This window comes from Jeongeupia naejangsanensis, from assembly GCF_016865585.1.
Lineage (GTDB): Bacteria > Pseudomonadota > Gammaproteobacteria > Burkholderiales > Chitinibacteraceae > Jeongeupia > Jeongeupia naejangsanensis.
Genome location: NZ_JAESND010000001.1, coordinates 719,195 through 732,849 on the forward strand (window position 1 = coordinate 719,195; position 13,655 = coordinate 732,849).

A 13,655-nucleotide genomic window follows, 5' to 3' on the forward strand; every position below is an offset into this window, starting at 1 on the left:
TCCTGATTGAAGCCATCAATCCGTGCGCACGGGCGCATGAATCAGTATTGATATACAAGCTGAAAGCCCGTCGTCGGCTTGCCGTCGCCAAACCCTTCCGGGTGATAAAGCGGCCAGCCGATGAAGACGTCGTAACTCACGCTGCCCGCCGGACTGCCATAGCCCCCCCGCAGGCCGAGCACGGCCCCAGCCAGTCTGGTCCCCGGCAGGTTGACGGCATTGGGGCCGTAAACCTGGCCATAGTCGACGCCGACATAGACCGACTGGCCGGTATTCCACAATGGCGTATCGACCTCGTTGCGCCAGTAGAAGCCCTTCTCGGCAGTCAGGCTGTTTTCGCCGTCGAAACCGCGCACGGTAAAGCGGCTGCCGATCGATAGGTCCTCGGTGAAATACAGCGTGTCCCGCGTTGTCTGTCCGTGCAGCGTGCCGGTGTAGCGCAAGGGCATTTCGCCAATCCGGAATGGCGCAACCAGCGTCGCATCCAGGCTTTGCAGCTGGTAATAGAACGTCGGCACCTTTTCGCTTTCGGTCGGGAAATCCTGCATCGCGCCAAACCACGGCACGCCTTTGCGATAGGCCGCGGTCAGATCCAGCTGGATCTGGTCCCAGAATCTCCGGTAATTGAACCCCAGCTCCGCAAAGCTGTTGGCACGGCGCTGGACTTCGATTTCGGTATCGTCGATGAAGCTGTGCGTGATCCGTTTTCCGGTCTGCGCCTGAATCGAGAACTGTGTCGACTGATCGCGGTACACCAGCCGGTTGATGCGGAGCGCCATGTTGTCGGAGACGCCGCTGGATACGAAATCCTGTGCAACACCGGCAATCGTCTGGTGGTAACGCGATTCGTTGGCGGTCGCGGTCAGCGTCCAGTACCCCCACGGCACCGAGTAATACAGACTCTTGCCCAGCGACCCCAAGCCGCCGCGATTGAAGTCGGCGTCATGCGTATAACCGATGTTGAGCAGGTCGTTCAGGCCCAGCGGGTTGTCCAGCGCCAGCGACACACCCGCCTGGTACTTGCCGGTCGAACGAGATCCGGTGTCGTCCAGGGTCGCCACGACCTTCCAGAACTTGCCGCGCTTGATGGCGATCACCACATCGCTCTCGCCGGCCAGTTTGCCGGGTACGATCTGCATGTCCACATCCTGGCTGGGTACGCGCTTCATCTGCTCCAGTCCCTGCTCCAGGTCCCTCAGGTTCAACAGCTGACCGCGTTCGGTCGGAAACGCACTCCGCCAAGTACCGTATAGCGACGGATCGGCAAAGCGGATTTCGCCGATCCAGCCCGGCATCACCGTCAGCGCCAGCCGGCCACCCGACAGATCCTGCTCCGGCACCAGTACGCGACTGGTGATGTAGCCGTGATCAAGCAACTGCTGCGTCAGCTGTTTGGCGATGAATTCAACGCCCTTGGCACCAACACAACGCCCGGCAAAGCGTTTCGCCATCGGCGAAAGCCAATGAAATTCACCGTTCAGCAAACGCCCGGCATCGGCGAGGTGCAGCGTCTCCAGCGCATGCAGCGGGATGGTCAGCGTCACTTGGTTGACCACGAAACACGTCGACTCAACCGGCAGCTTTTCATCGGCCGAAACGGCTTCCGGCACTGGCAGCGCAACCCTAGGCTCGTTGAGCCGGTCCTGACGCTCCTGCTCCTGCTGGCGCTGTTGCTGGCGGATGATCTGCTCGTCGCCGGACGGCAGTGCATATGCCGAATGCGTAACCACCATGAAAGCCAGCAAATACGCCGCGTTTTTCAGCAGCCCCGGCCGCCCACCGGCCACGCCACCACGAAGACTTTTTTCCCGCACGAAATTCACAGCGCTTCAGCTCTAGAAGACATCAAACACTGCCGGCTCATTACTCCGCCGATCACACTGTGCCAAGTAAATACGTAAGAAATCACTTAACCCAGTCAGACAGATAACAACAAGTCGTTCAGTAAGAAAAATACTACCATCTGTCCGAACATCTTAATAAAACTTACACACTTTCTAGTTGCTTTTTCGCAAAAAGATGCTAATGGCATCAAAAACACCCTACAGCACGGTGTCCGCGCATTCAGACCTAACGCCATGCGCAAGAAAGCATCTGAATCGGGCGACATCAACCGCTCCCGAAATCCGTCAGGCTGATGATGTATACGGTACACACCACCCCGCCGGGCTACCCGCCTCCTTTCAACGGCAAGAACCAAGTAGAGAAAAGCTGACCCGGCTTGGAAAAGGTCGTCAGCAAACAAAAACGGGGCGATCCCGTTATCGGTGCGGCTTGTCCGGTCCCGAATCCGTAGTCCGTCAGGACGATGAGCATCGCCCGCGCCGCCCGGCTGGCATGATCCGGGTATGGCCCCTGCGTTCCCGACAAGCCGGCGAATGCGTGTTGCGCGGTCGCGGCCATGAAAAAGGGGCCCTTTCGGGCCCCGTGAAGATCGCTCAAACGTGAAACGGTATTGCTCAGCTGGAGAACACGCCCTTCTGCTGCAGTTCGCGCAGCGCATCTGCGACAGCGGCGATGACGAAGTCGATCTGCTCTTCGGTGTGCGCGCCGCAGATGAAGTTGACGTCGCGGCGCAGCAGCACGCCACGGCGGGCCATGGCGGCCTGGAACGGCTGCATCAGCTTGACGTGCTCGGCCGGATCCTTGGCCATCAGGAACAGCGGGATCGGATCGTAACCGTAGATGCGCAGCGGCGCGCCGGCGGCTTCGGCAGCAGCGTTGACACCGGCACGGAGGCGACGGCCCAGTTCGGCGATGCGGGCCACGTAATCGGTTTCGCGGTAGACGCCGATCACGGCTTCGCAGACCGCCAGCGACAGCACTTCACCACCGAAGGTCGTCGAGACCTGCAGTTCGTCAAGGCGGCGCAGGTGACGCTCCGGGCCGGCGATCGCCGACAGCGGCATACCGGCGGCAATGCCCTTGGACAGGCAGACCATGTCGGCATCGACGCCGAAGAATTCCTGCGCGCCGCCCAGTGCCAGACGGAAGCCGGTCACGACTTCGTCGAGGATGAACAGCGTGCCGTTGGCCGTGCACGCGGCGCGGACTTCCTGAACGAACTCGCGGCTCAGCACGCGGTTGTACGGCACCGACAGCAGCACGCACGCCAGCTTGTCACCGAGTTCGGCAATCTTCGCCAGCAGCGCCGGCTCGTCCGGCGGCGTGAACAGCGGCATGCGCGTGGTGTTGTCGGCCACTGCCTTGGGCACGCCCGGGGTGTCGAACTGGAAATGATCATGCCAGCCGTTGTAGCCGACGGTGATGATGTGTTCCCGACCGGTAATGTGGCGCGACAGGCGAACAGCAGCCGAGGTCGCGTCGGCACCGGTCTTGAAGAAGCGGGCCATTTCGGCGTTCGGAATGATCTCGACCAGCGCCAGCGTCGCACTGATTTCGACTTCGGTCGGCAGCGAGTGCAGCACACCCTTGGCCAGATGCGACTGGATCGCGCCGACCACCGCCGGGTGGTTGTGGCCCAGCGTGTTGGCGGCCAGGCCGCAGATCATGTCGAGGTACTGGTTGCCGTCGACGTCGTCGACCAGCGCGCCCTGACCACCGGCGAGGTAAACCGGGAATTCGCCGAGGGCGAACATTTCCGGGCGCTTCATCATCGACTGGGTCACGCCCGGGATGAGCTTGCGCGCGGCTTCAAGCATCTGCATCGAACGCTCGATGTTCAGCGGGCCGGTAATGGCGCGCGGCAGGGTCGTGGGCTTACTGGCAACGGTTTCCATGAGTTTTCCTTGGCGTTTACTTGAAATGGGGGAGGGATGAAATCACTGCAATCACGCGGCCACCGCGACAAGGCGGCGAACGCGGACCAGCAGCCAGAGCAGACAGAGCGCAGCCAGACTGCTCGCCGCAGCCAGCCAGCCGACGGTGCCGAAGCCTTGCAGCGCACCGGCGGGTGAAACGACGATCATGTGGCCGGCCACCCAGGCGCCGAGGCCCGATGCACCGTCACTGGCGGCGATATTGACCGCGAGGTAGCGGCCGCGCAGGTGCGGCGGCACCATCCCGGTCAGCAGCGCCATGGCCGGAATCGCCCGCCCGGAGGTCAGTACCATGAAGGCGATGAAGACCGGCAGGACCAGCCACAGCGGCGACGGCGGCAGATGGCTGAAAATCAGGTGCGGTACCATGCTGGCCAGCACCAGACCGACGAGCACTTGCGCCTTGCCGAAACGGTCGACCAGCTTGCCGATGCGGGGCATCGCATACAGCGTCGCCGCGCCGGCCGCGCAGTACAGCCATGGCAAGGTATCGAAGGCGATGCCGACGTTGCCGACCAGATACGCGCCGAGATAGGGAATCAGCAGGAAGCTGGCGAACACCACGGTGAACGTCAGCAGCCAGCCCAGCGGCAGGCCCGGCATGCGCCAGATTTCGCCAAGGCCGCTCCGCGGCGCTTCGCCGTTCAGATGCCCCTTGATCGCCGGCAGGCACCACGCCAGCAACACCCAGAACACAGCGGCCAGCGCCGCCACGCCCCAGAACGGCATGCGCCAGCCGCCCATTGCCGCCAGTGCCAGCCCGACCGGCACACCGGCAACGGCGCAGATGCCGAAGGCCGACATCACCGTACCGATGGCCTGACCGCGACGTTGCGGCGGAATCACATCGGCGACGATGGTCATCACCACCGCCCCCATCAGTCCGGCGCAGCCGCCGGCGACGAAGCGGGCGGCCATCAGCCAGCGGTAGTCGGGCGCCAGCGCGCAGGCCACGGTCGCGCCGATGAAGCCGGCGTACAGCAGCAGCAGGGTCGGCTTGCGATCGAAACGGTCGAGCCAGAACGAGCCGAGCACCCCCATCAGTGCCGACGCAAAGGTATAGGCGGACACCAGCAGGCCGAACTGGCCGGCGTCGATGCCGAACGCCGGCATCAGCTCCGGCGCCAGCGGCATCAGGATCATGAAATCGAGGATATGGCTGAACTGCAGCGCAGCCAGCAACCACAGCAACTGCTTTTCCTGCCGGGGTTCGAGCAAGGACATCGGGTATTCCTGGTGTAGCGGATCAGGGGATCCGGTGGGTGAATCTGGTCATCAAGCGATGGCAGGCGGAACGTGCACAGCCAATGCACCGGCGACCCAATCAGCATGCAGTGATCCGGGGCCGATAAAAAGCTGCAAATGCGAATCAATTGCGTTTCTCAAACGAAAAATTCCGTACGACAAAAGTCCCAAGCAAGTTTTTCGGGCATCGTTATGCCGGTCGGATACTACACCAATAATGATTTTCATTATCATTTAAAAGCAGATCGCAAGTCCCCTGAGCAACACCGGGAGCCCAGTGTGCAAAACCGCCGGCGTCCGGGCCATCCGGCCCCGTCCCGAGGGTCGGTCCGGCCCAGCCAGCGGGCGTCCGGACCGGTGTGCAATCACTGAAACCTGCACAACGGCCCCGGCAAGACGCACCGATGCAACCGGGTTTTGCGAACCGCTTTTACCCAGCGCAGCGAAGCACAGACCGCTGCCCAACCCCCGGATCCAAGCGATCCAGGCCGCGCCGCACGCCCGTGCCCGGCCACCCCGAAGCCTTGCGAGGACGCCATGAATTCCAAGCTGCTCGACGCCAATCCGCTCGCCGCCACCCCGATTGAAACCCCGGTTGCCGCCAACACCCTGCTGGACGACTACGGCGACGACGCCACCTTCTTTTACGCCTCGCCACGGCTCACCTTCCTGGGCAAGGGCCTGCATGCCCGGCTGCGCGAGCCGGGCCGCGAGGCCTTGCTGGCCCATCAGGTCGGTGAACTGCTCGCCGGTGCCCGCCAGGCGGGTATCGCCGCGCCGATCGTCGCCGGCGCCCTGCCCTTCGACGCCGACGATGCCGCCGTGCTGTTCGTGCCAGAACAGATCATCCGCGCCGGCCGGCTGGCGCACGGCCAGATTCGCGCCGCTGCGCCGCAGCCGCTGCGGGGCGAGATCCGCCAAGTGCCCGAAGCGGCGGTCTACCACCACGCGGTCGAAGAAGCGCTGCATCGTTTTGCGACGACCCCGCTGGAAAAAGTCGTGCTGTCGCGCGCACTCGAAGTCCATGCCCCGGGCGGCATCGACGCACGCGCACTGCTGACCCAGCTCGCCGCCCACAACCCGAACGGCTTCACCTTCGCGCTCGATCTGTTCGAACGTGGCGGCCACAGCATTCACCGGCCGCTGCGGCTGATGGGCGCCAGCCCGGAGCTGCTGGTCTCGCGCCACGGCCGCACGCTGACCGCGAATCCGATCGCCGGCACGCTGCCGCGCAGCAAGGATCCGGTCGAAGACGAGGCACGCGGCCAGTCGCTGCTCGCCTCGGTCAAGGACCTGCACGAGCACGCGCTGGTCGTCGATGCCGTGGCCAAATCGCTGGCGCCGCTGTGCAGCACGCTGATCGTGCCGCCGAAGCCATCGCTGATCAAAACCGCGACGCTGTGGCACCTGTCGACCATGGTCCACGGCGAAGTCGCCGATCCGTCGACCAGCGCGCTCGATCTGGCGCAGGCGCTGCATCCGACACCGGCCGTCTGCGGCCATCCGCGCGATCTGGCCCACGCGGCGATCCGCGAGCTCGAGCCGTTCGAGCGCGGCCTGTTCACCGGCATGGTCGGCTGGATCGACGAAACCGGCGACGGCGAGTGGGCGGTGACGATCCGCTGCGCCGAGGTCGACTCGGACAAGGTCCGCCTGTTTGCCGGCGCCGGCATCGTGCCGGCATCGACCCCGGAAAGCGAACTGATCGAAACCGCCGCCAAGTTCCGCACCATGCTCAACGCCATGGGGCTGGAAGCGCAGCTGGAGGACCTGCTGTGAGCAGCACCCCGACCCTCGCCCACATCGAAGGCTTCACCCCGTGGCCGGCCGAGGCCGCAGCCCGCTACCGCGAACTCGGCTACTGGCGCGGCGAAACGCTCGGCGCCATGCTCGCCCGCGTTGCCCGGCAGTTCCCCGGCCGCACCGCACTGATCTGCGGCAAGCGCCATCTGTCGTACCACTATCTGGACGAGCGTGCCGACCGGCTGGCTGCCGGCTTCGCCCGGCTCGGCATCGCGCCGCAGGATCGCGTGATCGTGCAGTTGCCGAACATCGCCGAATACTTCATTGCCTGCTTCGCGCTGTTCCGCCTCGGTGCGATTCCGGTCATGGCGCTGCCGGCGCACCGCAGCGCCGAGATCGGCTTCTTCGCCGAAACGACCGGCGCAACCGCCTATGTGATCGCCGACCGCCACGGCGGTTTCGACTACCGGACGCTGGCCCGCGACGTACAGGCACGCAGCCCGTCGCTGCAGCATGTGATCGTCGTCGGCGACGCCGCCGAATTCACCGGCCTCGACACCCTGTACGTCGAGCCGGCGACGCTGGCAAACGTCGATGCGTCGCAGGTCGCGCTGATGCAGCTGTCGGGCGGCAGCACCGGTACGCCGAAGCTGATCCCCCGCACGCACGACGATTACCTCTACAGCGTGATCGAAAGCGCACGGATCTGCGGTTTCGATGCCGAAACCGTCTACCTCGCCGCCCTGCCGGTGTCGCACAATTTCCCGCTGTCGTCACCGGGTACGCTCGGCACGCTGTGCGTTGGCGGCACCATCGTCCTGGCGCGCGACCCGGCGCCGGAAACCGCCTTTCCGCTGATCACCACCCACCAAGTCACCGTCACCGCGCTGGTGCCGGCGCTGGCGCTACTGTGGTTGCAGGCTGCACCGCAGCACGCACCGCTCGCCTCCTTGCGGATGCTGCAGGTCGGCGGCGCGCGGCTATCGGCCGAGGCGGCCCGCAAGGTCAAACCGCTGCTCGGTTGCCAGCTGCAACAGGTGTTCGGCATGGCCGAAGGCCTCGTCAACTACACCCGCAACGGTGATCCGGACGATCTGGTCATCCAGACCCAGGGCTGCCCGATCTCGCCAGATGACGAAGTCCGCGTGGTCGACGACAACGATGCCGACGTACCCGCTGGCGAAACCGGCCACCTGCTGACACGCGGCCCGTACACCATCCGTGGCTACTACAAGGCGGCCGAACACAATGCCCGCGCCTTCACCGCCGACGGTTTCTACCGCACTGGTGACCGCGTCCGCCTGACGCCCGAGGGCTACATCGTCGTCGAGGGCCGCAGCAAGGACCAGATCAACCGGGGTGGCGAAAAGATCGCCGCCGAGGAAGTCGAGAACCACCTGCTGGCGCACCCGCAAGTCCGCAACGCCGCGCTGGTGGCGATGCCGGACGACTGGCTCGGCGAGAAAAGCTGCGCCTTCATCGAGCTGGCCGCGCCCAGCGAAACGCCGGCACTACGGCTCGCGCTGCAGCTGAAAACCCATTTGCAGGGCCGTGGCCTTGCCGCCTACAAGATTCCCGATCGCATCGAGTTCGTCGACGCCCTGCCGCTGACCGCGCTGGGCAAGGTCAGCAAGGAAACGCTGCGCCGCCAGCTCGCTCAACCCGCCCATTCCGTATAAAAACACCAGAGACCGTCATGGCCATTCCCCGTATTGCTTCGTACCCGCTGCCGACCGCCGCCGACCTGCCGACCAACAAGGTGAACTGGACGCCCGACGCCGGGCGCGCCGTGCTGCTGGTCCACGACATGCAGCGCTACTTCGTCGATTTCTACGACCAGAGCCAGGCGCCGGTGCCCGAGCTGGTCAGCCGCATCCGCGCACTGATCACCCGCTGCCGTGCCCTGGGCATTCCGGTGGCCTACACCGCGCAGCCGGGCAACCAGACGCTCGAAGACCGTGCCCTGCTGACCGACTTCTGGGGCACCGGCCTCGCCGCCGATCCCAGGCTGACCGACATCATTGCCGATCTGGCACCGACGCCGGTCGACACGGTGTTCACCAAGTGGCGCTACAGCGCATTCAAGCGCAGCAACTTCGAGCGCTGGATCAAGGACGCCGGCCGCGACCAGCTGATCATTTGCGGCGTCTACGCCCACATCGGCTGCCTGTCGACCGCGCTCGAAGCCTTCATGCTCGACATCCAGCCCTTCCTCGTCGCCGATGCCGTTGCCGACTTCTCGCGCGACGAACACCTGATGGCGCTGAACTACGCCGCCGGCCGCTGCGCCAGCGTCACCACGCTGGCCGACACGCTGGCCGCGCTGCCGCTGCCGACCCTGAGCGCCGATCTGGTCCGCAGCGATGTCGCCGCACAGATGGGCCTGACCACCGCCGACCTGCTCGACGATGACAACCTGCTGCTGCTCGGCCTCGATTCGATCCGCTTGATGACACTGGTGGAACGCTGGCGCGCGCTCGGCGCCGACGTCGGCTTCGTTGATCTGGCCGAAACGCCGACGCTGGCCGCGTGGACCGCCCGGCTGTGCGGCGAGGTCGCCCATGCCTGAATATGAAGTGATTTCACCCGCGGCCCTGCCGCTCAGCGAGGCGCAGCTCGGCATCTGGCTCGGGCAGCAGCGCGCCGGCTTCGACAGCACCGTTTACCACGCCGCCGAAGCACTGATCATCGACGGCCCGCTCGACGTCGCCGCCTTCACGCAGGCGCTGGCGACGACGCTGGCTGAGGCCGAGGCCCTGCACGTGCGCTTCGTCGAGATCGACGGCCAGCCGGTGCAGCAAGGCGGTGTGGCACCGCGTGCGCTGCAGATCCGTGACTTCGACGGCGACGCCAGTGCCGAAGATGGCGCACTGGCCGCCGTGTTCGATGCCGAGCTCGTCAAACCGTTTTCGCTCGCGGATGGCCACCTCTACGACCACGTGCTGTTCAGGCTTGGTCCGCAACGGCACGCTTGGCTGCAGCGCGCGCACCATATCGCGCTCGACGGTTTCGGCTTCAACCTGATCGCGCGTCGCGTCACCGAACATTACCGCGCACTGAGCAGCGGCCAGCCGCTGTCGGCCAACGGCTTTGCGGCCATGGCACCGGTGCTCGCCGAAGAAACCGCCTACCAGGGCGGCGCCCTCGCCACCGACCGCGACTACTGGCTGGGCGCGCTCGCCGGTGCGGCCGAGCCAGCCTCGCTGTCGAGCCGTACGCCGAATGCGCTCGCCCGCGGCCTGCGTGCCGGCGGCCGCTTGCCCGATGCACTCGCCGCCAGCCTGAAACAGCGCGCCCGCGAATTCGCCGTCGACTGGCCGGAGCTGCTGCTCGCCGTCGTCGCCGGCTGGCTGCAGCGCGAACGCGGCGGTGTCGAGGTCACCCTCGGCCTGCCGATGATGCTGCGCCTCGGCAGCGCGACGCTGCGCGTGCCGTGCATGGCAATGAACATCATCCCGCTGCGCACCGCCACGCCCGAAACGGCCGACCTGCGCACGCGGGCGCAAACGACCCGCGCCGCCATGGTCGGTGCACGTCGCCACCAGCGCTACCGCTACGAGCGGCTACGCCACGACCTCGCCGCCGCGCCGGATCATCCGGCCAGGCCGTTCGGCACCGTCGTCAACATCATGCCGTTCGACTATCCACTGGCCTTCGGCGACTGCCGCGCCAGCGTGTGCAATGTGTCGGCCGGCCCGGTCGACGACCTGTCGCTCGCCGTCTATGTCCGTGGCGACGCGCTGCATCTGGACCTCGACGGTCACCCCGAACGTTACGATCAGGCCACCCTCGTCCACCATCGCGGCACCTTGCTGTCGCTGCTGGAGAACTGGCTGGCGCTGCCGCAAGCCGCGCTCGCCGACTGGCCCGACGTGCCGCGCGTGCTGCACGGCGATCCGCTGGCGGAAACGGCCAGCAACGTGCCCGCGCGGATTGCCCGGCAAGCCAGCGCGCAACCCGGCGCGATCGCGCTGATTGACGGCCCGCTGACCTACAGCTACGCCGCGCTGCATCTGGCCGCACTGCGGCTGGCCGGCCGGCTGGCCGAAGCCGGCGTCGTGCGCGGTGATCTGGTCGCCACCCTGCTGCCGCGCGGCAGCCAGGCCGTGATCACGCTGCTGGCCATCCATTACGCCGGAGCCGGTTATGTCGCGCTCGACCCGAGCCACCCGGCCGCGCGGCATCAGGCCGTGCTTGATCAGGCCGGCGCACGCGTGCTGGTCGTCGACAACGCGACCGATCTTGTCCTGCCCGCCGGCACCCGGTTGCTGGCGCTGGTCCACGCCGACGGTAGCGAACACACCGAGCTGGCCGAGCCGGTCGCCACCAGCGACAACGACCCGGCCTATCTGGTCTTCACGTCCGGATCGACCGGCGTGCCCAAGGGCGTCGAAATCCGACATGGTGCGCTGGCACATTTCGTCTCCGCCGCCGCACAACGCTATGGCATCACCGGCGACGACCGCGTGCTGCAGTTTGCACCGCTGACCTTCGACGCCAGCGTCGAGGAAATCTTCGTCACGCTGTCGGTTGGCGCCACGCTGGTGATCCGCGACGACGCCATGCTCGAATCGATGGGCGATTTCCTCGCCGCGTGCGAGCGCGAGCACATCACGCTGCTCGACCTGCCGACGGCGTTCTGGCACGAACTGGCCTACAGCCTGGCCTCGCAGTCGCTGAGCCTGCCGGCCAGTCTGCGCACGGTGATCATCGGCGGTGAAGCCGCGCAAGCCGAGCGGCTGGCGCAATGGCAGGCCGTAGCCGGTGAGCACGTCCGGCTGTTCAATACCTACGGCCCGAGCGAATCGACCGTGGTCGCGACCAGCGCCGATGTCTCGGGCTGGCGTGCCGCCGACGGCCGCAGCGACACGGCGATGCCGATCGGCACGCCGTTGCCGGGTCTTGCCGCAGTACTGCTCGACGACGCGGGCCTGCCGCTGCAGGGCTTTGATGTCGAAGGCGAGCTCTACCTGATCGGCCCGACCCTCGCCGCCGGTTATTACGGCCGCGCCGATCTCAGCGACGAACGCTTCGTCACGCTGGACACCCTGCCCGGCGCGCCACGCGCCTATCGCACCGGCGATCGTGTCCGCAGCCTGAACGGCGTGCTCTACTTCGCCGGTCGCGTCGACGACGAGTTCAAGATCAGCGGCTACCGCGTTTCGCCGCTCGAGGTCGAAACCGCGCTGCTGCGCCACCCGCAGCTGAAATCGGCGGCCGTGCTTGGCCAGACGCGCGCCGACGGCAACAAGCAGCTGGTTGCCCACCTCGTCGCCGAAGGCGAACTCGATACCGCCAGCCTGCGTGCGTTCCTTGCCGAAACTCTGCCGGCGGCGATGATTCCGACGGTGTTCCACTTCGCCGCATCGCTGCCGACCAATGCCAGCGGCAAGATCGACCGCAAGGCACTGGCCGCGCTAGCGCCAGCGACGACGGTCACCGAAACCGTTGTCGACGACCCGCTGCTCGCCACCGTGCTCGCGGTCTGGTCGCAAATTCTCGGCATCACGCCGATTGCGCCCGATGCCGATTTCTTCGCCCTTGGCGGCCAGAGCCTGCAGATGATCCAGGTGGCCAACCGGCTCAGTGGCGAACTCAAGCGCCCGGTGCAGGTGGCCACGCTGTTCCGCCACCCGACGCCTGCCGGTCTGGCCCAGGCGCTGGCTGCCGGTGACGTCGCGGCGCAAACCGGCATCAGCGCTGTGATGCTCGCGGACGCCGATGTACCGAAAGACTGGTTTGAAGCAGCGCCCGCCGGCAACGACGCGGCTGTGGCGACACCGCCCCGCCGCATCCTGCTGACCGGCTGCACCGGCTTCGTCGGCGCCCACCTGCTCGACCGCTTGCTGCGCGAAAGCAATGCCACGCTCGTCTGCCTCGTCCGCGCCGGCAGCGATGGCGAAGCGCTCGAGCGCGTTCATGTCGCGCTGGCCCGCCACGGCCTGTCCCGGCCGCTGCCGGCCGGCCGGATCGAGGCGATCGCCGCCGACCTGGCCGCGCCGCAGCTGGGTTTGAACGACGTCCGTTTTGCCGCGCTGTCCGCTTCGATCGACGCAATCTGGCACAACGCCGCGCAAGTCAGCGTCGTCCGCGACTACCAGAGCCTGCGCGCCGCCAACGTCGGCGCCACGCGCGAGCTGGTCCGGCTGGCCGCGCCGCGCCGCGTGCCGCTGCACTACATCTCGACACTGGCGGTGGCGCAGCCGCTGGCATTGTCGTTTGAAGCGGCCGAGCGTTTCGTGCCGGCACACCGTGGTCTGGCCGACGGTTACCAGCAGAGCAAGTGGCTGTCCGAGCATGTGCTCGAAAACGCGGCCGCACGCGGCCTGCCGGTCGCCGTGTACCGGCTCGGCCGGGTCGTCGGCCCGCGCGGCCGGCCGTGGGTCAACCCGCAGGATCTGGTCTGGCGCATCGTGCGCGCATCGGTCCGGGCCGGTTGCGCACCGGACTTCGACGTCGACGAGGTCTGGACGCCGGTCGACATCGTCGCGGACACCGTCGTGCGGCTGGCAGCCAGGGGTGCGGCGCAGCAGGGGGGCGTCTACCAGCTCTCGTGCAACGGCATGGTCAGTCTGGCCGACGTGTTCGCGGCGCTGACGGTGTTCGGCTACGCGCTCGAGCGCTGCAGCATGCCCGAGTGGCTGACGCGGGTTGCACTGCACGCCGACGAAGACGACCGCGCAACGCTGTCGTTCTTCGAGACGCGCAGCGGCAACGACGTGCTGCGCATGGGGCCGATCCGCCATGAGCGCATCCTCGCGCTGCTGCCGGATGCCGATGCTGCGCCGATCGACCGCGGCACGCTGTTCGCCTACTTCGGTCAGGCCGTCGCCAGCGGATTGCTGCCGGCGCCGCTGTCGCAACCGGCGTAAACGCCGGGTGACGTGG

Annotated in this window: 7 protein-coding genes; 4 read left to right on the top strand and 3 right to left on the bottom strand. The window is 66.5% G+C overall.

Translation table 11 applies throughout. From position 1 onward, the window contains the following. Positions 1 to 41: 41 nt before the first annotated feature. The 3 genes from JMJ54_RS03470 to mxcK form a co-directional block, all read right to left on the bottom strand. Entirely contained in the window at positions 42 to 1,814 is a 1,773-nt protein-coding gene (locus JMJ54_RS03470; RefSeq protein ID WP_203536543.1) for a ShlB/FhaC/HecB family hemolysin secretion/activation protein, read from the bottom strand. A 645-nt stretch (positions 1,815 to 2,459) separates the two neighbouring features. Next, on the bottom strand, positions 2,460 to 3,740 hold the full coding sequence (gene mxcL, locus JMJ54_RS03475; protein WP_203536544.1) for a myxochelin B biosynthesis transaminase MxcL: 1,281 nt from the start codon (positions 3,738 to 3,740) through the stop codon (positions 2,460 to 2,462). Between the two features lie 51 nt (positions 3,741 to 3,791). Then, complete coding sequence (mxcK, locus tag JMJ54_RS03480; RefSeq protein ID WP_203536545.1) at positions 3,792 to 5,003, bottom strand: myxochelin export MFS transporter MxcK; 1,212 nt, start codon at positions 5,001 to 5,003, stop codon at positions 3,792 to 3,794. Positions 5,004 to 5,561: 558 nt separating this feature from the next. Here mxcK and dhbC point away from each other — a divergent pair. From dhbC to JMJ54_RS03500, 4 genes are read left to right on the top strand one after another with little or no spacing between them, the layout of a single operon-like run. Then, the gene (dhbC, locus tag JMJ54_RS03485; protein WP_203536546.1) at positions 5,562 to 6,803 is read left to right on the top strand and encodes an isochorismate synthase DhbC; all 1,242 of its coding nucleotides are present in this window, start codon (positions 5,562 to 5,564) and stop codon (positions 6,801 to 6,803) included. Continuing rightward, complete coding sequence (locus tag JMJ54_RS03490; RefSeq protein WP_308437967.1) at positions 6,800 to 8,446, top strand: (2,3-dihydroxybenzoyl)adenylate synthase; 1,647 nt, start codon at positions 6,800 to 6,802, stop codon at positions 8,444 to 8,446. Before dhbC ends, JMJ54_RS03490 begins: the two co-directional genes overlap by 4 nt. Before the next feature lie 17 nt (positions 8,447 to 8,463). After that, positions 8,464 to 9,336, top strand: a complete 873-nt coding sequence (locus JMJ54_RS03495; RefSeq protein ID WP_203536547.1) for an isochorismatase family protein — start codon at positions 8,464 to 8,466, stop codon at positions 9,334 to 9,336. After that, complete coding sequence (locus JMJ54_RS03500) at positions 9,329 to 13,639, top strand: non-ribosomal peptide synthetase (protein ID WP_203536548.1); 4,311 nt, start codon at positions 9,329 to 9,331, stop codon at positions 13,637 to 13,639. The genes JMJ54_RS03495 and JMJ54_RS03500 overlap by 8 nt, the downstream gene beginning before the upstream one ends. Positions 13,640 to 13,655 lie beyond the last annotated feature (16 nt).